We start from the raw sequence: 23,020 nt of genomic DNA on the forward strand, positions 1-23,020 counted from the left end.
GACACTGTCGAAAGTCGAAGGAATGATCGCCTCTGCTCAAGGCCCTGCACGCACACCTTTCTCCTGTGCTTCCTTTACAAGCCGCTCACGGTCTTCAGCAAGCAGCATCCGCGCTTCAACCAGCGAGTCTGCAGCTTTACTCACAGCAGATACATAAGCCTCCTTCGTGGGGTAGCGTTCCTCCAGTGAAAGGCGAGGATCTCCGGCCACGACTCGCTCTTTCTTCGTCGCGGCAAACGGGAGGAAGCTGCCTTGGAAGTTACAAAAGCCGCCATCAAAAAACTCGGGCCGGAAGGTGTTCCAACCCGTGTAAGTCCCGATGGGCGCACCCAGATACACATCCCGAACGCCACCAACATCAATTCCGTCTGCATCCACCTGAGGTACCAAGAGGCCGTAACTACCCACACCCGATTTCGGCGGCTCGTTTGTAAGAATGCCAGAGCTGTCTTCGGGGCGAAAAGCCGGACCAAAATCAAGCACTTGCAGGCTATTGACGGCACCAGTGTAGCGGAGCGCGGGGCGCGAAACGCCACCATAATTGGTCGCGGGAATGAGCGGGAAACTGACCCTGTCCGCCGGCACCAGGGTGCCGTCCGCCACAGAGGGCTTTATCGAAGCGGGCGGTGTTGTCTCATCACGAACCCAGCCAACGAGATTGATGAACGCTGCGCGCATTGTCCAGGTGTGTGGATTTGGATTTGATTGAACCTGGCAAAGCCCAAAGGGTGGCTTGACCGGGAGTGGCAAAGACGGCGGTGCATGCTGGGTACTCGCCATAATAAAAGTGCGGACGTTTTCCGGTTCATTTGCATCGCGCAAGCCGAGTGGATCGGTAAGGCCAAGCGACTGGCGTCCCTCCCAAAGTTCAAGGGCCGTTGCCATGTGGAATATCAGAGGGCAAGTATTGTTATCGTTGCAGCGATCCAGCAAACCCTGCGAGCGTCCGGTAACAGGATCGGTTTCACGGCCATAGGTAAACGGAAAATCGTAAGCAGGGTAGTCATGATCGACCTGCTGGCCCCACGCCCGGCCAGGTTGAGCAAATCGGATGTTGAGCGGCATCAGGCCGCCACCAATATGCGGCATCGCACCATCATAGACCCGATGACCTTCTTCGCTGCGATTGAACCCCAGCGCGATCATGCTGCGAATGAATCGCCCGGCTTGTGATGAGCCAGTGATAATCGACTTGGCCTTAGGCCCATGCACTACAGGGTTGGGCACACCTGTATCGTCATGCTCAGCCTGCTGGAAAAACGCACCAACATCCCGTGCGATAGCAAAACCAATACCCATTACCATCGGCTCCTTGGCCCGGTAAATCAGCTCGTAAAGCTTGCCGGGCTGAAAACCAGCGGTTAGGCATATTTGGGTTTCGTTCGGCGTGCTGCAATCGCCAAAACTCCAGTCATTCACTGGAATTTCCTGCCTGGGCGCATTTGCCCGCGAACGTACCGTCAACGTCGGACGAAAGCCATTCGAGAGCACTTTGGTATTGTCGGTTTCAACCGATTTGTAGCTCGTATGAGGCGGCGTGGAGGTGAACCAACCTGCGGACAAGTTAAGGCTGGCGGTCGGTGAGAGCGTGGTCAACTCACTCCGCACCACACCTGTTACCGGCGACCCATCAGTATTTATGGCCGTCGGCAATTGCACCATCATGCGGTTGTCGCCCGGGGCAACGTCCCCCTGCCAGGCAAACGCGATCAGCGTCGTCCCCAGACGCTGCAGAAAACCGTCCCCCGCGACGTCGAAGTTGTTGAACGCTGCTGGACCACCCCGCATATCAGCATTGAACAACAACATCGCACGCTTAGAGCCTCGATTTGGCACATCAAAGAGAAGAATGTCATTCGATTTGGCCACGTCAGCGGGACGCAGGATTGCAACATCAGTGGTGTATTCAACCATCCCACGACCGTTACGGGGTGCCAGTTCGATGTCTTGAATAATCTTGTTTTCAGACGCTCCGGGGTCTAATTCACCATGAGCGCGCGCAAAGACGCGTTCGTAACTCCCTGTATTTCCGAAGCTTTCGCCTCCGAAAGCGGGTTCGGTCCGCAGGATCTCCAATTGTGTAATACGGGCTTGGGCGGGTGCTGCAACGATCATCATGGCGCTTGCAAACGCTGCAGCATGAAATAGGCGATTCATCTTTACCCCCAATTTTTCGTTTTTTTTATAGATGGTTTTTGATGCGCTGATAGCAATGAGTTGTACAGACCGAAAGGCTTTGAGCATAGTCCGTAGGTAGCTCAGTTATTATGAAATTGTGAGAATACCGGGACACCATGCCCTTAATGCTGGAGTTTGGAGGATGAGTTCGCCGTACGCTTACGTCATTCCCAGCTCGCTGGCTGCTCGTACGTTTCTGTCTGCAATGTAGGAAAGGATTTGCTACAGGTTAATTCGTGCTGCCGGCCACTACTCAACCAGCATCTGGCGGAGTCTGCTTCGACTCTAGAAACGCACGCATCTCGGCCATGACCTGATCGTGTGGAACATGGGGTGCCGGATCATTGATTGACGCTTGGACCTGCGCACGAAACCACATGTCATAGCTGGCGGCCTGTTCCTCAGTTTCAAACTCCGACACGATTGGAGAGATTCTAGCGCTCATGATCCAGCTCCCAAGGGGTGTGAATCCATCTTGAGCATTCAGTTACGCATTGTCTGCGCCGTTCAGCCCGAATGTTGTTTAGGAAACGGCTCTGCCAACGGTGTAGCCCCCACCCGCGCTGACTCCCTCCTTAACCCCACCTGCATATCTGCCCCACTAGGCTGCTGATACAACCCCAACCCAAACTCCGGCATCACAGTAATCAGATAATCGAAAATACCCCTGTATCCGCTCGTAATCCACCCACACCGTCGTGCGGGTGAAGCAGTAGATTTCCAGCGGAATGCCCTGCGAAGTCGGCTCCAGCTGGCGGACAATGCATGTCATGCCGGAATTACGATCAGGCTTTAATAATTTGGCTGCCTGCCAAAAAAAGCTTCGCTGTCACTACATGCGGCATGGACAAGAAGATCGATTGGCAGTGCTTTGCAAACTCAATGCTGCATTCAGTCGACTAGGGCTTTCTTAATGGTATGTCGGCTTGTAAAAAGATGATTTCAAACCGACAGCGCGGGACCTGATCGAGCAACGAAATGACGCCATAGATTCGTCAGTTTCAAATGCTGAGAGAAACTGCTTTAGAGGGAAATACGATCAGGGGAAAGAAAATATTTCAAATTGTTTCAGGTTTGCGGCGCCGTAGCCCGCGATCTAGAAGGGCTGGGCATTCATACAGCGAAAAAATGGATCCGAATCCTACTTTTCAGATCGGTTATCCACAGGTCTAGCGTCTTGTAATTTTACAAGTGCCACATTATCTTGTAGCGAGTTCCGCAAGAAAACACCACATGTAGTGTTTTTCGGAATAGCTACGGATTAAGGAATGACAGCGAGTATGAGTGCGAAGTTTGGTCGCCCAGCACACATACCCGCCTACCCTGAGCCAATGCGAACATCGGTGGGACATGCATTAGAGAAAAATCCGAGCTGGGATGTCAACCGTCCTGCTTGGTTTTCTGCTCAAGCGGTGTTCCTGCCTATCCAATTTTATGTATGCACAGGAGCACCTAAACGTGCCTAAAAATCCTAAACAAACATCGACGTCTGTGGCCAGCCTTGCGTCCAAAATCCTCCGTAGCGACACCTCTTCGGCTATTCAAAAAGAATTGGCAGGGTCGGCTATGGCCCAGGCTTCCAGCGGTAAACAAACTAGTGCCGATATGGAGACCAAAGCCAGCCTTATTCTGGACAGCAACAAATACAACGCCACAACCAAGACCCTCGCAGCATCGGTGCTAGCCCAATCGAACAAAGAGCGGGGTAATTAACATGGCTCAGTATTTCGTTAACCGCAATGCGCAGGCCAATGGTGACCATGAAGTCCACACCAGCTCGTGCACTTTCTTGCCTGCACTCCAAAATCGCGTTGATCTTGGCCAACACGCCATCTGCGTAACTGCGGTGCGCCAAGCTCGCAACACGTACCCACAGTCGAACGGTTGCCGGACGTGCTGTTCGGCCTGCCACACTCAATAGACTGTTTTGAAGGTCTTATTTGTACCGGGGGCAGCCTGCAGGCTGTCCCTTTTCAAAGTTCAACCTGGTGTGTAAGCGCCCAATTATCCGGTCGAACGTTCCGTTGTCGGCCTGTCACGAAATCACTGGTACACCGTTGACCAAGGGCAAAAGCGTTCCGTTAGATCAAGCCAAACAGCCTCCTAACACAGGATCCGCAGAATTCCGTGGTACCAGGTGATCATCACTGCCTGAGCGACCTATTTCTCCGCTCTGGAGAAACGAGGTTTTTAATCAATTCTCACGATTTGTAGAGTTAGTAATGCTTTGCCATGCGAGACTCCAGCCAATCATGGCTGCAATTATAGCCGCACTGACCTTTCTTACTAACCCCAGTACCTCTGGATGCTCACACGGTTCTATCTACACTTTAGTTGCAGGTTAATTCGTGCTGCTGGCCGCTACTTAACCAGCATCTGACGGAGTCTGCTTCGACTCTAGAGACGCACGCATCTTGGCCATGACCTGATCGTGTGGAATATTGGGCACCGGATCATCGATCGAGGCCTGCACCTGAGCACGAAACTACTTGTCGTAGCTGGCGGCCTGTTCCTCAGTTTCAAACTCAGACACGATTGGAGAAATTCGAGCACTCATGATCCAGCTCCTAAGGGGTGTGAATCCATCTTGAGCAGTCAGTTACGCATTCTCTGCGCCGTTCAGCCCGAATGTTCTGTAGGCAACGGCTCTACCAACGGTGTAGCCCCCACCCGCGCCGACTCCCCCCAACCCCACCCGCATATCCGCCCCACTTGGCTGCTGATACAACCCCAACCCAAACTCCGGCATCACCGTAATCAGATAATCGAAAATATCCCCCTGTATCCGCTCGTAATCCACCCACACCGTCGTGCGGGTGAAGCAGTAGATTTCCAGCGGAATGCCCTGCGAAGTCGGCTCCAGTTGGCGGACCATGCAGGTCATGCCGGAATTGATGTCGACGTGGCTTTTCAGATAAGCCAGGGCGTAGGCGCGGAAGGTGCCGATGTTGGTCATGCGCCGGCGGTTGGCGGACATTTGTGCGACGTTGCCTTGTGCCTGGTTCCAGGCGAGCAATTCGGCCTGTTTGCGGCCGATGTAGTCGGTGAGCAGGTGGATTTGCATGAGTTGTTGCTCTTCATCGTCGCGCACGAAGCGTACGCCGCTGGCGTCGATGAACAGGCTGCGTTTGATGCGCCGTCCACCGGATTGCTGCATGCCGCGCCAGTTGCGGAACGACTCGGACATCAGGCGCCAGGTCGGGATGGAGACGATGGTTTTGTCGAAGTTCTGCACCTTGACGGTGTGCAGGGTGATGTCTACCACGTCGCCATCTGCGCCGACCTGCGGCATTTCGATCCAGTCGCCGACGCGCAGCATGTCGTTGCTGGTCAGTTGCACGCTGGCGACGAACGACAGCAGGGTGTCCTTGTAGACCAACAGGATGACCGCCGACATGGCGCCGAGGCCGGACAGCAGCAACAGCGGCGAGCGGTCGATCAGTGTGGCGACGATGATGATCCCGGCGAATACATACAGGATCATTTTCGACAGTTGCACGTAGCCTTTGATGGAGCGGGTGCGGGCGTGTTCGGTGCGGGCGTAGATGTCCAGCAGGGCGTTGAGCAGCGCGCCGATGGCCAGGGTCATGAACAGGATGGTGAAGGCCATGGCGATGTTGCCGATCACGTTCCTGCCCGCAGTACTCAGGCCGGGTACCAGCGTGAGGCCGAACTGGATGACCAGCGACGGCACCATTTGTGCCAGTCGGTGGAAAACCTTGTTATGGCGGAAGTCGTTGACCCAGTGCAGGGAAGGCTGACGGCCTAGCATCCTGACCGCGTGCAGAACCAGAAAGCGCGCCACACGGCCGAGTACCAAAGCGGTGGTCAGCAACAGGATCAGGGCCAGCCCGGTGCGTACCCACGGATGCTGGTCGAGCATGTCCCAGAGTTCCTGAGTGCGAAGCCAAAGCGATTGAATATCCATGAAACCCGAGGCCCGATATTGAAGAGGGGGCGTGATTAGAACATTTACCGGGTCGGACGGGGCGGCCTGTGAGTACGAAGTGCACGTTTGGCAATGATTTCAAATTGTATCAATTGCTGAAGTAAACTCATCGCTCATTACCAGAGGAGTTGCGTCTTGCACCTATCCATCGTTCAACGCTGTGTGTCACGTCTTGGGTTGCAGGCCTTGTTGGTGTTCGTCGGCTTGTCCTCGTCGACACTGGTCAGTGCCGCCGGCGCGTCACCAACTTATGGTGAGATGGACGCAGCAGGCTTTGCGGGCGCCCCCCGGGACAGCTACACCCTGCAGGATTTTTCCGATAAATACCGCGCGACGCTGGATATTTCAGCGGGGGACGATGTGTTTCGTCCCGGCGTGATCAACGTGTACGACAAGGCCAGCGGTACGGCCTTGATCCGCGTGCAGTCCGATGAACTGGTGCTCGGCACTGACCCGAAAACCGGCAAGGTCAAAACCAACGTGCACGAGTTGCCCTATGGCGAACAAAGTGTACTGATCTATCAGGATTTCAACTTTGATGGCATCAAGGACCTGGCCTTGATGGACGGCCAGAACAGCTGCTATCACGGCCCCTCGTTTCAGGTCTTTCTCGGTACGGCCGACGGTTTCCGGCACAGCGACTCGTTTACCGAACTGGCGCAAAACAACTGCGGCCTGTTCAGCGTGGATGAGAAGAAACGCGAGATCGAAACGATGACCAAGAGCGGCTGTTGCTGGCACCAGATGTCTACGTACAGCATCCGTAATGGAGAGCCGGTTCTTGAAACGCAGACGGTCATTGAGCATACCGGCGGCTCGGGATTGCCGACTGAAACAGTCAGTCGCAATCAGAATGGCAAGATGACTGACACCACCAGCATTGTCTGGGAGGAAGATGAGCAGCGTGAGATTCTTTTGTCGTTCAGGCTGGCACCGTCCGGCAAACGCATTGTGTTGTTCCGTTCAGGGCCCGCAAGCCCGGTCTTCTACGCGGCCGTGGACAGCAAGAATCAGGTCGGGCTGTTGTTTCCCCAGGCTGAGGGAGAACAACTGAAGTACGACGATGCCAGCCACGTATTGAGCTTCGTGCGCGGTGACACGGTTTACCGGATTGTGGCCGACGGCAAGGGTTCGCCAAAAGGCATGCAAGTGGTGGTGCGTGGCAAAACCACCGACCTGAAACTGCTTGCCGAGCCCGCTCAAGGCTCGCTGAACAAGGTCGCGGAGGCGTTGAAAACCGCGCAGTAATCAGGCGGCGGGGGGCGACCCCCGATACCTCACCGCCTCGACAAACGCACTGAACGCCGGCGATGCCTGTCGCCGGTTCGGGTAGTACAAATGAAAGCCTTCGAAATACGGACTCCAGTCGACCAGCACTTCTTGCAGGCGGCCGCTGGCAATGTGCGGCTGGGCCATCGAATCCGGCACGTAGGCCAAGCCCACACCGTCCAGGGCGGCGTTGAGGACGTGGATCATGCTGTTGGACGTGAATTGCCCGTTGACCCGGATGTTCAGTTTGCGACTGTCTTTTTCGAACTCCCAGGCGTAGCAACTGCCGTTCGGGGAATGGCGGATGTTGATGCAGGTGTGCTGAGTCAGGTCTTGCGGCTGCAGTGGCAGCGGATGTTTCTCGAAGTAAGCGGGAGAGCCGACCACTGACAAGCGCCAGTCCGGACCGAGGCGCACGGCGATCATGTCCTTGCTGATGGATTCCCCCAGGCGGATGCCTGCATCGAAACGTTCGCTGACAATGTTGGTGAAACCGTAGTCGATACAGATCTCGATCTGTATATCAGGGTACTGCGCCAGAAACCCTGCCAGCATCGGTCGAATGATGCCATCTGCGGCGTCATCGGAGCAGGTGATGCGTATCGTTCCGGAAGGCTTGTCGCGCAGTTCGCCCAATACTTCGACTTCTGCCGCGATCTGGTCCAGCAGCGGCCCTATCGAACGCATCAATCGTTCCCCCGCTTCGGTCGGCGCGACGTTACGGGTAGTCCTCGCCAGCAGGCGCAGGCCCATGCGTTCCTCAAGCGCTCGCATTGTGTGGCTCAGGGCAGAAGGCGTGACGCCCAGTTTGGTGGCCGCCTTGGTAAAGCTCTGCTCCCGGGCCACCAGTAGAAAAGCGTGCAGATCGTTGAGTTTCGGTGTGCTCATTGCTGAGGCTTCCTCACAAGCGCGTGGAAATTATGGCGTCTAATCATCCTAATGCCTTTGCCCTAACCTGTGCCGACTATTTGATAACCGGCAGGTCAGTGACGCATGAGTGCATTCGATTCAACCACCGTGAAGCCGACAACAGCTTCACCTCCACCTGCCTGGGGCGCCGTGTTCTCGATGGCGCTGTGTGTGGTGGTGCTGATTGCCTCGGAGTTCATGCCGGTCAGCCTGCTGACACCGGTCGCGCAGGATCTGGGCATCAGTCAGGGGCAGGCAGGGCAGGCGATTTCGGTGTCCGGTTTTTTTGCGGTACTGACCAGCCTGCTCAACACGCCACTGACCGGGCGTCTTGATCGCAAGAAAGTGCTGCTCGGTTTCAGCCTGCTGTTACTGGTATCTGGTGTGACCGTCACGCTGGCGCCCAACGGCTGGGTGTTCATGATCGGGCGGGCGCTGCTGGGGGTGGCCATCGGCGGTTTCTGGTCGATGTCGACGGCGACCGTGATGAAGCTGGTGCCGAAGGAGTCCGTCGCCAAGGGCCTGGCGCTGATCAATGGCGGTAACGCACTGGCCGCAACGGTGGCCGCGCCATTGGGCAGCTTCATGGGGCAATACATCGGCTGGCGTGGCGCGTTTTTTCTGGTGATTCCGCTCGCGGCGCTGGCGTTCGTCTGGCAGTGGCTGAGCCTTCCGGCGATGAGCAACTCGCTGAACAGCCGGGCGCGCAATCCATTTCGATTGCTGCGCGATCCGCAAGTGGCCATCGGCATGATCGCCATCCTGTTGCTGTTCATGGGCCAGTTCGCCGTCTTCACCTATTTGCGCCCGTTTCTGGAAGAGATCACCGGCGTGAGCGTCAGCGCCTTGTCCCTGATGCTGCTGTTGCTGGGTGCCAGCGGGCTGGTCGGCACTTACCTGATTGGCGGGCTGCTGCAAAACCGCCTCTATGCCTGCCTGATCACGATCCCACTGGTGATGGCGGTGCTTGCCGGGGCGCTTACCGGTCTGGGCCATTCGCCTCAGGCCGTCGCCATCGTTCTTGCCGCCTGGGGGCTGATTGCCACGCCAGCGCCGGTCGCCTGGGGCCTGTGGCTGAGCAGAACGCTGCCCGACGATGCGGAGGCCGGTGGCGGGCTGATGGTAGCGACCATTCAGTTGGCAATCACTGCCGGAGCCGGTATCGGCGGCGCGCTGTTCGACAGCCTCGGCTGGTGGAGCCCGTTCGTGTTCGGTGGCGTGGTGCTGGCCGGCTCGGCAGCACTGGCCGGTGCCGCCCGACGCAACGCTCAGCCCTCGACCAACGACGCTTTAAGTCATCGCTGAACCACACAACGCTGGTCAATCATTCAATGAGGGAGTGCTCCATGAAAAAGTTTCTTTTGATGCTTGGGCTTTTAATTAGCTCATATTCTGCGATAGGAGCAGACATGTCCCACGGTGCCGATAATTTCTACACGAGCGACAAAGTCACTGCGCAAAAAGTGCTGTTCAACAACCAGTACAAGATGAAAGTCGCGGGCAATCTCTTTATCCCCAAGGGTTCTAACCCGAACGCCAAAGCCCCGGCAATTATCGTCGGTCATCCGATGGGCGCCGTGAAGGAGCAAAGCGCCAATCTCTATGCGCAGAAACTGGCCGAGCAGGGATTCGTCACGCTGTCGCTGGACTTGTCGTTCTGGGGCGCAAGTGAAGGCGTGCCACGTAACGCTGTATCGCCCGATATCTACGCCGAAGACTTCAGTGCCGCGGTGGACTTCCTCGGCACCCAGACGTTTGTGGACAAGAACCGCATTGGTGTTGTGGGCATCTGCGGCAGCGGCAGTTTTGTCATCAGTGCCGCCAAGATCGACCCGCGCATGAAAGCCATCGCCACTGTCAGCATGTATGACATGGGCGCCGCCAACCGCAACGGCCTGAAGCATTCGCAAAGCCTGGCGCAACGCAAGAAGACCATCGAGCAGGCTGCACTGCAGCGTGATGTGGAATTCAGCGGCGGCGACACGGCCTACACCAGTGGCACCGTACACAAGCTGACTGAAAAGTCCGGTCCGATCGAACGTGAGTTCTACGACTTCTACCGCACGCCACGCGGCGAGTTCACGCCCGAAGGCCAGTCGCCTGAGCTGACCACTCACCCGACGCTGACCAGCAACGTCAAGTTCATGAACTTCTATCCGTTCAACGACATCGAGACCATCTCGCCACGGCCGATGCTATTCATCGCCGGTTCAGACGCGCATTCACTGGAGTTCAGCGAAGAGGCTTACAAGCTGGCCGGTCAGCCCAAGCAGTTGATCATTGTGCCGGGTGCAGGGCATGTGGACCTTTATGATCGGGTCGATCTTATCCCGTTCGACAAACTGGGTGAGTTTTTCAAGAAGAACCTGAAGTAACACGCCGGCAATCAATACGCGTTAAAAGGCCCTGCACACGCAGGGCTTTTTCGTTATCACTCATTGGCGACTTTAACTCTGACGGTTACCGCGCCTGGCTGGCGAATGGTTTCAATACCTGATTCGATTCTTCCAAGCCTGATCAGGCCGGGCGAATACCTGAATCCTTTATGAAAAATCGCCAGATTGCCCCAGGGCGCGTAATAGGCAATATCCCCCTCGATTGGCGTAGTGCCTGACGGAGCACCGGTCACGTCCAGCTTGCGTGGCAGCATGCTGATTTTCTCGGTGGCGGCGTAGTCTTCCAGCGTCAGTTCAAGCGGCAGCAGCGAGACGAAGTCTCTTGTTGTTGCGCTGTCTTCCAGATGAAACACGACGACCTTGTCACCCGCATACATCCTGATGTTCATACCGCGCTCCTGAACGCTCTGACTCGACGAGTCTGGGTTGGACTGTTGTGCGAAAGCCGTCTCTGAAATGAGCGGCACAAGGCTCATTCCCGTACAGGCCGATAACGTCAGGCCTGCGAACAGCCCTGTTTTCGAATGTCGCAATCGTGCGTCTGTCATGGCGCTTCACCCCGTCAAATGGCGTGAAAGAAGCATACCGGTTGCGTGACTGTTTCATGCCGGCGCGGGAGTACATGCGCAGATGAACGCTGCTCATGAATGTCGGTGCTGCGCCTGTGCAATCTCTTTTCCACATGCCTCATGCAGATGGGTTTTTGCGTCGTGACCGTTTAGGCGCGGGGAACGGCAGGCGCGGGGAGGGTGTTTTATCCGTGATGAACAACCACCGCACCATGGTGACAGAAACTGTCCGCCTGCCTGCTTACCATGGCTCCGACAAGGCAAAATCCTGGATGAGCGATTGGCACAGCGGAGACTGTTTCTTGTCTTGGCAATTGAATCAGTAGCTGATTGAGGAGAAAACCATGCCCAGTGTTGAGCCGCTTGATCCGTCGTTTCCATTAAGCCAACAGATGGGAATCGATGCTGCCCCCATCGTGTTAATCAACGTCTGCACTCTGTCACCTGAGGACGAAGCAGCTTTCCTTGCCGCGTGGGCATCTGACGCTGCGTTCATGAAAAAACAACCCGGCTTTATCTCGACGCAGCTACATCGCGCGCTGGGAGACAGTCCAACCTATCTTAACTACGCAGTGTTCGAGTCTGCGCAGGCTTGGCGCACTGCCTTTAAACACCCTGACTTCCGCGAGATCGCCAAGGCACATCCGCCATCGGCTGTATTTCGTCCCCACCTGTTTCAAAAGGTCGCTGTAGCGAATTTATGCACAGCCTAGCGATGGAAAAGCCTGATTCCAGACTCGCCAATACAAACACCCGACGGCGATAGCCGACAGCACTTTATTGGACCCGTTATTGACTGATCAATAGCTCAGTCAAACGCATCTGAGCGAGTCCACTGCAATCGGCTGCCTTCGAAACATAGCCCGGATACCTCCCTTTCCTGGCAATTATTTACGCGGTAAGAGGAAGACTTATGAAAGCCGTTCAATTCAATGAGTACGGTGGCACCGATGTATTAAAGATTGTCGACATAGACCCTCCGCACGCGGGGCCGGGCGAGGTGCGCATTAAAGTGCAAGCCGTCGGTGTCAATCCCATCGATTGGAAAATAAGAGCGGGATATGTTCGTGACTTTATGCCGGTTACGTTTCCCGCCGGTGTCGGTTCAGAGGCCGCAGGTATCATCGATGAGGTCGGCGAGGGGGTTACAGGATTCGCAGTCGGTGACGCCGTTTTTGGCTACGGGCGAAACACGTTGGCGGAGCAGGCGGTTTTGAGAAGTTGGGCGCGTGTGCCGCGCAACATGCCCATCGAAGTGGCAGGTGGTTTGCCGGTCATTGTTGAAACGGCTACCCGCATCCTCGACCACGTCAATATCAAGGCGGGCGAAACGCTGCTGATTACGGGCGCTGCGGGCGGTGTCGGATCAGCTGCCATCCAGATGGCGCTGCACCGCGGTGCCATTGTGTTGGGGACGGCGAGTGCGCCCAAGCATGATTACCTTCGCAGTCTGGGGGCTGTTCCAACAACTTACGAACCCGGTCTGGCCGCCAGGGTGCGCACGTTGGCGCCCACGGGTGTAGATGCCGCGCTCGACCTGGCAGGGGCTGGCACCCTGCCTGAACTGGTTGCAATTGTCGGCGATGCCAGTCGGGTTGTTTCCATTTCTGATGTGACGGCCCCGCAGCATGGCGTAGTGTTCTCCGCAAAATCGCTCGACCATCCCGAGCAGGCGTTTAACGAAGCGGCGCGCTTGTATGAGCGGGGCGCGCTTGATCTACGCATCGAGCAGATCTTTTCGATTGAGCAGATCGCCACCGCGCAAGCGATCAGCGCCGCCGGGCGCGTGACCGGCAAGCTCGTCATTACGATGATGTAATCCAGGCACCGACTCGCGGCCTGTGCTTGCAGGCCGCGACAGGTTTGAAACCGGAAAAGTACGCGCCGGACTGCGTCGTTCATCTTCGCAGCATTTAACCGGTGTCCTGATCGATTTGTTGATGAGCGTAAAATCAGTATGGGAGTTGCAGCAATGAACTTGAGCGCAAGGACAGTACTGATCACGGGGGGAAGCAGTGGCATAGGCCTTGAGCTCGCCCGCCGCTTTCTGGCCATGGGAAACGTTGTCATCATTACCGGGCGTGACGAGGAAAAACTGCAGGCAGCCCGGCATGAGTTGCCTGGCGTGATTGCAATACGCAGCGACGTCGGCCGAGCAGAAGACATTGTGCAACTGCATGAGCAGCTGATGCAGGAATTTCCGACGCTCGATATTCTGGTGAATAACGCAGGCATCATGCGCAACATCGAACTTTCCGAACGCCGCTCGCTTGATGATGTAGCGCTTGAAGTCGACGTCGATCTGAATGGCCCTGTCCGAATGGTGCAGCAGTTTCTCCCGCACCTTCTCAGTCGGCCCCAGGCAATGATCGTCAATATCACCTCGGGGCTCGCGTTCGTGCCCTTTACTGCGTCCCCGATCTACAGCGCTGCGAAGGCCGGGTTACATGCCTACACTCGCGCACTGCGCATGCAACTCAAAAATACCTCGCTCAAAGTGATCGAAATTGCCCCGCCGAGTACCGACACTGCGCTGTTCAACAACCTGGTAAGCGAGCACGCGTCGAAAGGCCCGGCACCTATGCCCCTCACCAGGCTGGCAGATCAGGCGATGGCAGGTATCGTGGCAGGAAAGACCGAGATTCGCCCCGGTTTGAGCCGAATGCTGCATCTGCTGAGTCGCATCGCGCCGGAGTTCGGATTGCGGCAATTGGCCAAGGCGTCGGGATACTGAGCGCGCTGATCCGGACAGAACGAAAAGCTGACCGATGAACGGTGCAGCTGTTCTGTTCATGGAGTGCAGGACAGGGTTGTCAGCACGTCTCGCCGCGGACGTTGCAAGGCAGAATCTCCAGTGCACGCCACTCCTTGATGAGCTGGCGGCGGTTGCGCGTGTAGCGTTCAGTCACGACTTTCGCATCGGCAATGTCATCCATGTCGATCACCCGATATTGGCTGTCGCCTTCACACCAGGCCGCCAAATGGCGTCTGGACTCGATGAAGCCGAGCATGATCGGCCAGATGATCTGCGGATCCTTGGGCGCGTGCTCGATCGACAGCGTGATGCTCAGCTTGAACTGGTCGCGCAACGCCCGGCGGATCTCACTCAGGTCGATGGTCGTTGCAACGCTGCACGGTTTGCTGATGTAGAACGTTTCGTCTTCCAGCGTCGGGCGCATCTCCACAGGCAAAACGGCGCTGATTTTGGCCAAGGCATTTTTTACGGCGAAGGCGAACTTGTCGTCCGTCTGGCGACTGACCCATTGCGCGCCGATCATCAGCGCCTGTAGCTCTTCTTCCGTGAACGACAAGGGAGGCAGCAGAAAACCGGGCTTGAGGATATACCCCAGACCCGGCTCGCCATCGATATCCGCACCCATGCCTTGCAGGGTTGCTACATCGCGGCGGATGGTGCGCAGCGAAACGCCAAGTTCGTTGGCGAGAGACGCGCCCGATACCGTCCGGCGATGTCGGCGAAGCGCTTGCATCAGCTCAAATAAACGATGACTTCTGGCCATACCTACTCCATCGCGATAACACCTTTGCCACCGAGCTTGCGACCTTTCTCGAGTTCGGTGATCAATTGGATTGCGCTGCTCAGCGGAACGACTTCACCCACCGGCATCCTGAAGGTGCCCTTGCTGGCGGCATCGGCCAGCTTATCCAGAATTTCGCTGCGTGGCGAACCTATGACGGGCTTGAGCCTGCGATCGAAGAGGGCGCGTATGAACTTGCCGGGGCCAGGATTTAGATCCAGAAACACACCACCCGGTTTGAGCATCTCGACGCCTTCCGCTACCGTCAGCGTTGCTGCGGTGTCGTATACCACGTCGAAACGCGCGGGAATTGCCGATACGTGGGTGGTTCTATAGTCGTAGACATTCTTGACACCCAGCGCTCTGGCCCGGTCGAAATCTCTGGCGCTGCAACTGCCGGAGACTGTAGCACCGAAGTCACGTGCGATCTGCACCGCCGCCTCGCCGACCGCTCCCGAGCAGCCGTTGATGAACACCTGTTGGCCTGTCTGCAGTTTCGCTTTATCGATCAGCCCGTTCCAGGCGGTAATACCCGGTGTGCCGATGCAGGCGGCGTCCTCAAAGGAAAGCGACTCGGGTTTTTTGGCCAGAAATGCTTCCTTGGTCACCACTGCGTGAGCAAATGCACCGCTTTCCTTGAAGCGTGCAAGCCCCAGCACCGCGTCGCCCACCTTTAGCCGAGTGACATCTGCGCCAACCGCGATGACGGTGCCCGAAAAGTCCATGCCCATTGCCCGTGGAAACGCTTTGCCCGTGACGATCTTCATCACCCCGTTGCGCAGTTTCCAGTCGATTGGATTGACGGCGGCAAACCTGACCTGCACCGTCACCTCGCCTTTTCCGGGCGCAGACAACTCGAAATCCTCGAGCCGCATCAGCTCCGGTCCCCCGTACTTGCCGTATTGAATTCGCTGCATCAGTCATCTTCTCCGTTGAGTGTGGAGATGACAGTACACAGCGTCAGGGACAGTTTTTGTCACCATGATTGCTGGAGCGGTACGCTTCAGGCGCAGTCACTCGCAGAGGCAGCAGGCGCAGCGATCCACCGCCTGCTTATCCTTTCAAGGGAGCGCATCACGTGTCCTCTGCATACAGCTGCGCGTCACCCCGCCATCCGCCGCGCACGCAACGCATTCACACATTCACGCCCGGCTTTCTCGGCCGCTTGCAGTACCGTCTGACTGCCGTCTTCGGTGATCCAGGTCAGCAGCCGAACCTGGCCCGTGGCCTGGCTCCCGCCGCTCATGCGGCTGAGGGTTTCGCGTTGCTTGAGCATGGTTTTCATGCGTGTGGCGAGCATGAAAATGTCGTCGATGAAGCCGTCTTCGATGATGTCGTGATGTTCGATGCCCAGGCCAGTGGCGTCGTGGTCGATGCGCAGGTGGTACTGCATCGCGCCGGTCGGGTCTTCACTGCCGAACAGCGCGACCACAAAGCCCTTGCCCAGCAGCGAACGCAAGGTGTGCTGGATGATGTCCTGCACGTCGGGGGTGATCTGTCTGACTTCGCGACTCATGATGCAGCTCCTGACCTGATGGGTAGTGCCAGGCAGTATTTATCGGCTAAACGTAAAGCGCGGTCCGGGCCAGGTAAGGCTGGGTAAAGACCGCCTGGTTCATGCTTCAAAAGGTCGGGGCTCAAAAGGTCTGGCCCAGCGAGAACTGGAACACTTGGGTCTCGGCGTCTTCGGGCTTTTTGATCGGTACGGCGAGGTTGAATGACAGTGGGCCGAGGGCTGAGTACCAGGTCACACCGACGCCTACCGAGCTGGCCATCTGATCGATATTGAGTTCGCCGCAGTTCTGCGTGGTGCTCAGGTAGCACTTGTCGGCGTACACCGTGCCGAAGTCCCAGAACAGCGAGGTGCGCAGGGATTTCTGGTCTTTGACGAACGGCATCGGGAACAGGTATTCCATGCCGCCGGTGATCAGGATATTGCCGCCCAGTGCTTCGGTGTCGCGGTCTGAATAGTAAACCTGCCCCTGACTGGCGTACGTGCCGGTGGCCGGGGTGTTGCGGGGTCCCAGCGTGCCGTCTTTGAAGCCGCGTACTGATGACTGGCCGCCCGCGCTGTAGTTTTCGTAAAAGGGCAGACCGTCGGTGTCGCCATACCCGTTGCCGTAGCCCAGTTTGGTGTGCAGGCGCAGCGAGGTGGCACTGCTGAGCGGCACGAACGTCTGGCCGGTGTAATCGAGCTTGTAGAACTGCAAATCGCTGCCCGGTACGGTGGTGGTCAGGGTCAGGTTCTGCGAGTGGCCGCGGGTGGCCAGCACCCCTTTGTTGAGGGTCGACTCCGACCAGCCGACACTGGCTTTCAGGTTGGTGAATTCGTCCCCCTCACGCTGGATGAAGTCGTAGATCTCGTCAGCGCTGTAACTGCCCGGATCAAGGGTGTCATGCTGGATCGACAGGCCGTAGGTCAAACGCGACGTCTCGCTGATCGGATAGCCAAGGTTGACCCCGGCACCCACGCTGTTCAGCGAGTAGTAGGAGACCTCGTCGTCATCGTCGTAATACTTGCTGTAGTCGGTCGCGTTGTAGAAAACGTTGTAGCCCAGGCTCACGCCGTCCGGGGTGAAGTACGGGTTGGTGAACGCAAAGTTGTATTTGGTCTGGTACTCGGAGCGGGTCAGGCCGAGGCTGGCAAAGTTGCCGGTGCCGAGGATGTTGTTCTGCGAAATGGAACCGCCCAGGATCAGCCCGGCACTTTGCGAGAAGCCGACGCTGGCGGTGATGTTGCCTGACGCCTGCTCTTCGACCGCGTAGTTGATGTCCACTTGATCATCGCTGCCTGGCACTGCCGGGGTTTCGACGTTCACTTCCTTGAAGAAGCCCAGCCGCTCCAGACGTACTTTCGACTGGTCGATCAGGTAAGTCGACGCCCAGCCGCCTTCCATCTGGCGCATTTCGCGGCGCAGCACTTCATCGGAGGTCTTGGTGTTGCCGCGAAAATTGATGCGGTTGGCGTAGGCGCGTTTGCCGGGATCGACCACGAAGTTGATATCGACGGTGTGATCGGCATCGTTGGCTTTCGGCAAGCCGTTGACGTTGGCGAAGGTGTAGCCATCGTTGCCCAGGCGACGGGTGATCAGGTTGGTGGTGTCGGTCATGACCTTGCGCGAGAACACCTGGCCCGGTTTGACCAGAATCAGCTGTTCGAGCTGCTCTTGCGGCACTTTCAGGTCGCCGCCCAGCTTAACGCTGCCCACCGTGTATCGGGCGCCTTCGGTGATGTTGACGGTGATGAACACGCTCTTCTTGTCAGGTGTCAGCGACACCTGAGTCGAGTTGATGTCCATGTTGATGTAGCCGCGATCCAGATACCAGGAGCGCAGACGCTCAAGGTCTCCGGACAGCTTTTCGCGGGCGTATTTGTCGTCGTTCTTGAAAAACGACAGCCAATTGGACGTTTTGAGCTGAAACTGATCGGCCAGTTCTTCATCGGAAAATACGCTGTTGCCGACCACATTGATGTGCTGAATGGACGCGACCGTGCCTTCGTCGATGATGATTTTCAGGGCGATACGGTTGCGCGGTGCGGGCACCGCTTCGGCGTCGACCGAGGCGCTGTAGCGGCCCTGGGAGACGTATTGACGTTGCAGTTCGTTACGCACGCCCTCCAGCGTGGCGCGCTGGAAAATCTCGCCTTCGCTGAGCCCCGACTGCTTCAGCCCCTTCATCAGGTCTTCAGTGCTGATCGCCTTGTTGCCCTCGATCTCGATGCTGGCAATGGACGGGCGTTCGACTACATTGATCACCAGCACATTGCCGTCACGCGCCACATCGATGTCTTGAAAGAAACCGGTCTTGAACAGGGAGCGCGATGCCTCGGCCAGGCGTTGTTCGTCTGCCTGATCGCCGACATTGAGCGGCAAGGCCGCGAATACGCTGCCAGCGGACACGCGTTGCAGGCCGTTGACGCGGATGTCCGAGATGGAAAAAGTGGCGGCGTGTACCAGCGGGACGCTGAATGCCAGGCAGAACGATAGAAGCAGACGCGAAGAAATCATCAAACCCTTTCCAGAAAGCTGCGACAAAGGCCAATGACACGCCAGAAAGGGCCGGTCCGGTAGGCGCTGTTGGCTGCGCAGCATAGGGGGAGGGCATGTTGGGCACGGTTAACGCCGTGTAAGGTTAGGTAAAGATCATCGCGCCCGGCTGACACGCCGCAGCAGCGCCGGGATAATCGGCCACCACCAATCAAGGGCCTGCCATGACTTCCGTATTGCTTGTCGATGATGATCGGGAACTGACGGAAATGCTCAGCCAGTACCTGACCCGCGAAAGCTTCGACGTAACCTGCACCAACAGCGCCGAAGAGGGCGAGATCGAAGCCTTGTCCGGCCGTCACGATATTGTGGTGCTCGACATCATGATGCCGCGCATCTCCGGGATCGAAGTGCTCAGGCGCATCCGTGCGCAAAGCCAGGTACCGGTCATTCTGCTGACTGCACGCGGCGACAACATCGATCGTATCTCCGGGCTGGAGCTGGGCGCCGACGACTACGTGCCCAAACCCAGCTCGCCGGGCGAACTGGTGGCGCGCTTGCGGGCGATCATGCGGCGTGTGCGGGCGGTGTCGGTGGTCGATACGGTTAGGGATGTGATTCAGGCCGGAGAGCTGATGCTCTGGCCGGGCAAGCGTGAGGCGCGCTGGCAGGGCGTGACGCTGGAACTGACCGGCAACGAGTTCTGCCTGCTGGAAGAACTGGCGCGGCATGCCGGGCAACTCGTCAGCAAACAGAACCTGTCGATGAACGCGCTGGGCCGACCGCTGGCCCGCTACGACCGCAGTATCGACGTGCACATCAGCAGCATTCGCCACAAACTCGGTCCGCGCAACGATAACCAGAGCTGGATACAGGGTGTGCGCAACCTGGGCTACATGTTGATCACGCCATGAGGCCGAGCCGCTTGTTCTGGAAGCTGTTTCTGGCGTTCTGGCTGGCGACCAGCCTGACGTTCCTGGTCGGAGCAGGTCTGTTCATCTTTACCCGCTCCGGCCCCGGAGATCCTTCTCTCAGCACCGTGCTCGACAACGAAGTCCGCATCCTGCAGCGATCCGGCATTCCCGCGGGGCAGGTGTTGCTCGATGTCTGGCAGCCTGACCGCAACGATCGGGTCGGGCTTTACGATGATCAGGGCCGGTTGTTGGCGGGCAAGGCGGTAGACACCGCGAGTTTCGAGCTGGCCGTGCACACCTGGGAAGGCGCGACCGTACACATCAGGTCGACGCTTCGGCCCGAGCCTGACAATAAAGGGCCGTCCCATCTCAACCCGCTGATCACGGGCACGGTCATGAGTGCGCTGTTCAGCTGGTTTCTCAGCAGCTACCTGGTCGCGCCGCTGATGAAGCTGCGTGAGGCAATGGGCAAGGTGGCCCGAGGTCGTTTTGACACGCGCGTGAAGCCCGACATGGGGCGGCGGCGCGATGAGATCGTCGATCTTGCCGAAGACTGCGACCGCATGGCCAATCAGCTGAAGGTCATGGCCGATTCTCAGCAACAGCTATTGCACGATGTTTCTCATGAGCTGCGCTCGCCGCTGACGCGCATGAATGCTGCGATCGGCTTGCTGCGCCAGGCGCCGAGCCAGCTGGACATGCTGGAGCGGGTCGAGCGTGAGTCAGAACGGATGGACGCGCTGATTGAGGAGCTGCTGACCCTGGCGCGCATGCAGAGTCATCCCGAGAGCCTGTCGCGTGAGAGGGTCGATGTCATCAGCCTGCTCGCGGCCATCGTCGAAGATGCCGAGTTCGAGGCCGGCCTGAAACAGTGCCGGGTCAGGTTGCAGGCCCCGACGCCTTTCGTGGCGCAGGTCGACAGCGAGTTGCTGTACCGGGCGTTCGAAAACGTGATCCGCAATGCCGTGCGCCATACCGCCATCGGCACTGATGTGGTGGTGGTTGCCAACGTGCAGGCGCATCCGCCCAGCCTTATCGTCAATGTCATCGATCAGGGGCCGGGCGTGGACGCGCATTGCCTGCAACGCATGTTTCAGCCGTTCGAGCGCGGTTCTGACAACACCGCGCAGGGCTTCGGCCTGGGGCTGGCGATTGCGCTTCGGGCGCTGGAAATGCACGGCGGGCAGATCGCTGCACGCAACCGTCCGGGTGGCGGGCTGGTCGTGGACATGGTTTTGCCGATGGCCTGAGCGTGTTCCACGGCGTCCAGGCTGGTTTCAATGCAGCGGCGCTTGCAGGCTGGCCCTCAACCCGCCCTGCGGACGATTGTCAAGGCTGACCGTGGCGCCGATCTGCAACGCGACCTTTTGCACAATGGCCAGTCCCAGCCCCACGCCCTGATCGTTGCCGCGACTGTAGAACGGCTCAAACAATCGTTCGCGTTCCTGCTCGTTGATGCCGGGGCCCTGATCGTCGACGCTCAGCAGGAATTGATTGCTGGCGAATGTCAGCCCTACGGTGACCTGACCGCCTTCGGGCGAGAAGTTGACAGCGTTGGTAATCAGGTTGTGCAGGGCAATGTCGAGAGCAGCGAAATCAGTGGTGACTTCGTGTGAGGTTTCGTCGCATTCGAAGGACAGCTCCAGACCTTTGCTCAGCACCCAGGGCGTCAACTGCACCAGACTGTCGCGCACGGCGTTAACCAGGTCGACCGCTACCTTGCCGCTGGGCGAGGGGCCGGGCTCCAGGCGTGCAATGGTCAGCAACTGGTTGACCAGCCGGGTGGTGCGATCCACGCCGATGATCAGATAACCCAACGATTGTTGCCGTTGTGCTTCGTTATGCGCTTCCAGGACGTTTTGCGCGTGCACCCGCAGCACGGCCAATGGCGTGCGCATTTCATGGGCAGCATCGGCGATGAAGCGCCGCTCACGTTTGAGCAGGTCCTGAATCTGCCCCAGAAGACGGTTCAAAGCGGCCTGCATGGGTTCCAGTTCAGTGGGCAATGATTTGACCTGCATGGGGTGCAGAGAACCGGCATGACGCCCGCGCAGGGTGTTGGCGAAGTCAGCAAGGGGCCTCAAGCCCCAGCGGATCGCCAGCCAGATGGCGATCATCAGCACCACGCTGCCGATCAGGTTCGGCAATACCGTGTGACGCACAATGCGATTGACCAGATCCGAGCGTACATCGTCGCGTTCACCGACCCAGACCAGCAGCCCGTGTCGCGCATCCTTCAGCACAAAGGCCCGCCATTGATGCCCGCTCATGTCGTTGAAATCACTGAAACCTGTGCTCTGTGGTGGATGAGTGAACGTCGGTGCGCTGGCGGTGTGTACCAGTGAATTGTTGTCCTTGTCCCAGACCTGAAAGGCAATCTTGCCCTCATAAGGATGGCCGTCCACGCGCGGGTCGGCCTGGGCAAGCGCCTGGTTGAATGCCTGATAGAGCTGCGCGTGTTCCTTGCGCTCCATGGGCATGCGCATGACGCCTTCCAGCAGCCTCGCGTTCTGCGCCAGTTGGGCATCGTAGATTTCGGCAATTTCGTGATTGCTGTCATGCACGTTGAACAGAGTCAGTACCAACAGACCCGTCAGCAGCAGGCCGATGATCAGGGTCAGTGTGCGACGGCGTATCGACCTCAAGAGCACTCCTCCACCAGATAGCCCACGCCTCTGATGGTACGGATCAGCGTGCTTGAGAACTTTTTGCGCAGATGATGAATATGCACCTCAAGGGTGTTGCTCTCGGCCTCTTCGTTCCAGCCATACAACAGCTGCATGAGCCGCTCGCGGGTCATCACCCGGCCTGGCGGCGAGAGCAGTTCGTGCAGCAGTTGGTATTCCTTGGGCGTCAGGGTAACGGCGGCACCGTGATAACTGACTTGCTGGGTGCCGGGGTCCAGGCGGATGCCGGCATGTTCGATCAGCACCTTGGCGCGACCTGCGCTGCGCCGCAGAAGGGCGCGCAGCCGGGCTTTCAGCTCCGAGACATCGAACGGTTTGACCAGATAATCGTCAGCGCCGCTGTCCAGGCCGGTGATCCGGTCTTCGGTGGCGTCGCGTGCGGTGAGAACCATGACCGGCAGTGTCGAGCCGCTATGCCGGAGACGGCGCAACACTTCGAAACCATTCAGGGTCGGCAGACCGACGTCTAGAATCGCCAGGTCGAAGCTTTCACTGAGCAGCGCATGCAGCGCACTGCCGCCGTCCTTTATCCAGTCGACGGTGTAGCCTTCGCGGCTGAGTGCCTGATGAATACCTTCGCCGAGTGCAACGTCGTCTTCGATGAGCAGCAGGCGCATGGTATCT

20 protein-coding genes and 3 pseudogenes are annotated in these 23,020 nt (G+C 57.9%); 9 read left to right on the plus strand and 14 right to left on the minus strand.

Annotated features, from left to right (window positions below; genetic code table 11):
- Window positions 1-36: 36 nt before the first annotated feature.
- From I9H07_RS05730 to I9H07_RS05740, 3 genes and pseudogenes are all read right to left on the minus strand, one after another.
- A complete protein-coding gene (locus I9H07_RS05730) occupies window positions 37-2,157 on the minus strand; it encodes an alpha/beta hydrolase domain-containing protein (protein WP_329606158.1) in 2,121 nt (706 codons plus the stop codon).
- A 274-nt stretch (window positions 2,158-2,431) separates the two neighbouring features.
- Window positions 2,432-2,623, minus strand: coding sequence for a type II toxin-antitoxin system RelB family antitoxin (relB, locus tag I9H07_RS05735; RefSeq protein WP_236424884.1), 192 nt, complete (start codon window positions 2,621-2,623; stop codon window positions 2,432-2,434).
- 62 nt (window positions 2,624-2,685) lie between these two features.
- A pseudogene (locus I9H07_RS05740) lies at window positions 2,686-2,968 on the minus strand (mechanosensitive ion channel family protein); the annotation flags it as partial.
- Window positions 2,969-3,636: 668 nt separating this feature from the next.
- Here I9H07_RS05740 and I9H07_RS05745 point away from each other — a divergent pair.
- A complete protein-coding gene (locus I9H07_RS05745; protein ID WP_024673820.1) occupies window positions 3,637-3,891 on the plus strand; it encodes a hypothetical protein in 255 nt (84 codons plus the stop codon).
- Between the two features lie 259 nt (window positions 3,892-4,150).
- Here the strand turns inward: I9H07_RS05745 and I9H07_RS05750 are convergent.
- The 3 genes and pseudogenes from I9H07_RS05750 to I9H07_RS05760 form a co-directional block, all read right to left on the minus strand.
- A pseudogene (locus I9H07_RS05750) lies at window positions 4,151-4,376 on the minus strand (transposase); the annotation flags it as partial.
- A gap of 167 nt (window positions 4,377-4,543) precedes the next feature.
- A pseudogene (gene relB, locus I9H07_RS05755) lies at window positions 4,544-4,735 on the minus strand (type II toxin-antitoxin system RelB family antitoxin).
- Window positions 4,736-4,777: 42 nt separating this feature from the next.
- Entirely contained in the window at window positions 4,778-6,061 is a 1,284-nt protein-coding gene (locus tag I9H07_RS05760; protein WP_248957197.1) for a mechanosensitive ion channel family protein, read from the minus strand.
- A gap of 201 nt (window positions 6,062-6,262) precedes the next feature.
- Between I9H07_RS05760 and I9H07_RS05765 the strand changes: the two genes are divergently transcribed.
- Window positions 6,263-7,375 carry an XAC2610-related protein gene (locus I9H07_RS05765; protein ID WP_236423664.1) on the plus strand — a complete coding sequence of 371 codons (1,113 nt, stop codon included), beginning with the start codon at window positions 6,263-6,265 and terminating at the stop codon, window positions 7,373-7,375.
- Here the strand turns inward: I9H07_RS05765 and I9H07_RS05770 are convergent, their stop codons facing one another.
- Complete coding sequence (locus I9H07_RS05770; protein WP_236423662.1) at window positions 7,376-8,284, minus strand: LysR family transcriptional regulator; 909 nt, start codon at window positions 8,282-8,284, stop codon at window positions 7,376-7,378.
- A gap of 105 nt (window positions 8,285-8,389) precedes the next feature.
- On the opposite strand from I9H07_RS05770, the gene I9H07_RS05775 reads away from it, so the two are divergent.
- Window positions 8,390-9,610: an MFS transporter gene (locus tag I9H07_RS05775; RefSeq protein WP_236423661.1), complete on the plus strand. Its 1,221-nt coding sequence runs from the start codon at window positions 8,390-8,392 to the stop codon at window positions 9,608-9,610.
- A gap of 41 nt (window positions 9,611-9,651) precedes the next feature.
- The gene (locus tag I9H07_RS05780; protein ID WP_058392612.1) at window positions 9,652-10,680 is read left to right on the plus strand and encodes an alpha/beta hydrolase; all 1,029 of its coding nucleotides are present in this window, start codon (window positions 9,652-9,654) and stop codon (window positions 10,678-10,680) included.
- A 56-nt stretch (window positions 10,681-10,736) separates the two neighbouring features.
- Here I9H07_RS05780 and I9H07_RS05785 read toward each other — a convergent pair whose 3' ends face one another.
- Entirely contained in the window at window positions 10,737-11,090 is a 354-nt protein-coding gene (locus I9H07_RS05785; RefSeq protein ID WP_058392613.1) for a cyclophilin-like fold protein, read from the minus strand.
- A 524-nt stretch (window positions 11,091-11,614) separates the two neighbouring features.
- On the opposite strand from I9H07_RS05785, the gene I9H07_RS05790 reads away from it, so the two are divergent.
- The 3 genes from I9H07_RS05790 (at window position 11,615) to I9H07_RS05800 (ending at window position 14,004) form a co-directional block, all read left to right on the plus strand.
- Window positions 11,615-11,983, plus strand: a complete 369-nt coding sequence (locus I9H07_RS05790; RefSeq protein ID WP_058823940.1) for an antibiotic biosynthesis monooxygenase family protein — start codon at window positions 11,615-11,617, stop codon at window positions 11,981-11,983.
- Window positions 11,984-12,183: 200 nt separating this feature from the next.
- Window positions 12,184-13,089 carry an NADP-dependent oxidoreductase gene (locus tag I9H07_RS05795; RefSeq protein WP_236423659.1) on the plus strand — a complete coding sequence of 302 codons (906 nt, stop codon included), beginning with the start codon at window positions 12,184-12,186 and terminating at the stop codon, window positions 13,087-13,089.
- A gap of 153 nt (window positions 13,090-13,242) precedes the next feature.
- Window positions 13,243-14,004, plus strand: a complete 762-nt coding sequence (locus I9H07_RS05800) for an SDR family oxidoreductase (RefSeq protein ID WP_024674646.1) — start codon at window positions 13,243-13,245, stop codon at window positions 14,002-14,004.
- 79 nt (window positions 14,005-14,083) lie between these two features.
- Here the strand turns inward: I9H07_RS05800 and I9H07_RS05805 are convergent, their stop codons facing one another.
- The 4 genes from I9H07_RS05805 to bamA form a co-directional block, all read right to left on the minus strand.
- Window positions 14,084-14,788, minus strand: a complete 705-nt coding sequence (locus tag I9H07_RS05805; protein WP_024674647.1) for a helix-turn-helix transcriptional regulator — start codon at window positions 14,786-14,788, stop codon at window positions 14,084-14,086.
- Between the two features lie 2 nt (window positions 14,789-14,790).
- Complete coding sequence (locus I9H07_RS05810) at window positions 14,791-15,723, minus strand: NAD(P)-dependent alcohol dehydrogenase (protein ID WP_236423657.1); 933 nt, start codon at window positions 15,721-15,723, stop codon at window positions 14,791-14,793.
- A 185-nt stretch (window positions 15,724-15,908) separates the two neighbouring features.
- Window positions 15,909-16,322 carry a hypothetical protein gene (locus I9H07_RS05815; RefSeq protein ID WP_024643691.1) on the minus strand — a complete coding sequence of 138 codons (414 nt, stop codon included), beginning with the start codon at window positions 16,320-16,322 and terminating at the stop codon, window positions 15,909-15,911.
- 121 nt (window positions 16,323-16,443) lie between these two features.
- A complete protein-coding gene (gene bamA, locus I9H07_RS05820) occupies window positions 16,444-18,816 on the minus strand; it encodes an outer membrane protein assembly factor BamA (RefSeq protein WP_236423655.1) in 2,373 nt (790 codons plus the stop codon).
- Window positions 18,817-19,019: 203 nt separating this feature from the next.
- Between bamA and I9H07_RS05825 the strand changes: the two genes are divergently transcribed.
- Both I9H07_RS05825 and I9H07_RS05830 read left to right on the plus strand, forming a co-directional pair.
- Entirely contained in the window at window positions 19,020-19,709 is a 690-nt protein-coding gene (locus tag I9H07_RS05825; protein ID WP_024674650.1) for a response regulator transcription factor, read from the plus strand.
- Window positions 19,710-19,720: 11 nt separating this feature from the next.
- The gene (locus I9H07_RS05830) at window positions 19,721-20,959 is read left to right on the plus strand and encodes a HAMP domain-containing sensor histidine kinase (RefSeq protein ID WP_236423667.1); all 1,239 of its coding nucleotides are present in this window, start codon (window positions 19,721-19,723) and stop codon (window positions 20,957-20,959) included.
- 27 nt (window positions 20,960-20,986) lie between these two features.
- On the opposite strand, the gene I9H07_RS05835 is transcribed toward I9H07_RS05830, so the two are convergent.
- Both I9H07_RS05835 and I9H07_RS05840 read right to left on the minus strand, forming a co-directional pair.
- Window positions 20,987-22,354: an ATP-binding protein gene (locus tag I9H07_RS05835; RefSeq protein ID WP_236423653.1), complete on the minus strand. Its 1,368-nt coding sequence runs from the start codon at window positions 22,352-22,354 to the stop codon at window positions 20,987-20,989.
- Window positions 22,351-23,013 carry a response regulator gene (locus tag I9H07_RS05840; RefSeq protein WP_236423652.1) on the minus strand — a complete coding sequence of 221 codons (663 nt, stop codon included), beginning with the start codon at window positions 23,011-23,013 and terminating at the stop codon, window positions 22,351-22,353. Before I9H07_RS05840 ends, I9H07_RS05835 begins: the two co-directional genes overlap by 4 nt.
- Between the last annotated feature and the right edge of the window lie 7 nt (window positions 23,014-23,020).

The sequence above is a fragment of the Pseudomonas syringae genome (assembly GCF_023278085.1).
GTDB lineage: Bacteria > Pseudomonadota > Gammaproteobacteria > Pseudomonadales > Pseudomonadaceae > Aquipseudomonas > Aquipseudomonas syringae_Q.

Bases quoted from the DNA above. Each gene is read 5' to 3' on its own strand.
- I9H07_RS05730 (WP_329606158.1), bottom strand. From the start codon at position 2,157: ATGAATCGCCTATTTCATGCTGCAGCGTTTGCAAGCGCCATGATGATC.
- relB (WP_236424884.1), bottom strand. From the start codon at position 2,623: ATGAGCGCTAGAATCTCTCCAATCGTGTCGGAGTTTGAAACTGAGGAA.
- I9H07_RS05760 (WP_248957197.1), bottom strand. From the start codon at position 6,061: ATGCTCGACCAGCATCCGTGGGTACGCACCGGGCTGGCCCTGATCCTG.
- I9H07_RS05770 (WP_236423662.1), bottom strand. From the start codon at position 8,284: ATGAGCACACCGAAACTCAACGATCTGCACGCTTTTCTACTGGTGGCC.
- I9H07_RS05775 (WP_236423661.1), top strand. From the start codon at position 8,390: ATGAGTGCATTCGATTCAACCACCGTGAAGCCGACAACAGCTTCACCT.
- I9H07_RS05780 (WP_058392612.1), top strand. From the start codon at position 9,652: ATGAAAAAGTTTCTTTTGATGCTTGGGCTTTTAATTAGCTCATATTCT.
- I9H07_RS05785 (WP_058392613.1), bottom strand. From the start codon at position 11,090: ATGAACATCAGGATGTATGCGGGTGACAAGGTCGTCGTGTTTCATCTG.
- I9H07_RS05790 (WP_058823940.1), top strand. From the start codon at position 11,615: ATGCCCAGTGTTGAGCCGCTTGATCCGTCGTTTCCATTAAGCCAACAG.
- I9H07_RS05795 (WP_236423659.1), top strand. From the start codon at position 12,184: ATGAAAGCCGTTCAATTCAATGAGTACGGTGGCACCGATGTATTAAAG.
- I9H07_RS05800 (WP_024674646.1), top strand. From the start codon at position 13,243: ATGAACTTGAGCGCAAGGACAGTACTGATCACGGGGGGAAGCAGTGGC.
- I9H07_RS05805 (WP_024674647.1), bottom strand. From the start codon at position 14,788: ATGGCCAGAAGTCATCGTTTATTTGAGCTGATGCAAGCGCTTCGCCGA.
- I9H07_RS05810 (WP_236423657.1), bottom strand. From the start codon at position 15,723: ATGCAGCGAATTCAATACGGCAAGTACGGGGGACCGGAGCTGATGCGG.
- I9H07_RS05815 (WP_024643691.1), bottom strand. From the start codon at position 16,322: ATGAGTCGCGAAGTCAGACAGATCACCCCCGACGTGCAGGACATCATC.
- bamA (WP_236423655.1), bottom strand. From the start codon at position 18,816: ATGATTTCTTCGCGTCTGCTTCTATCGTTCTGCCTGGCATTCAGCGTC.
- I9H07_RS05825 (WP_024674650.1), top strand. From the start codon at position 19,020: ATGACTTCCGTATTGCTTGTCGATGATGATCGGGAACTGACGGAAATG.
- I9H07_RS05840 (WP_236423652.1), bottom strand. From the start codon at position 23,013: ATGCGCCTGCTGCTCATCGAAGACGACGTTGCACTCGGCGAAGGTATT.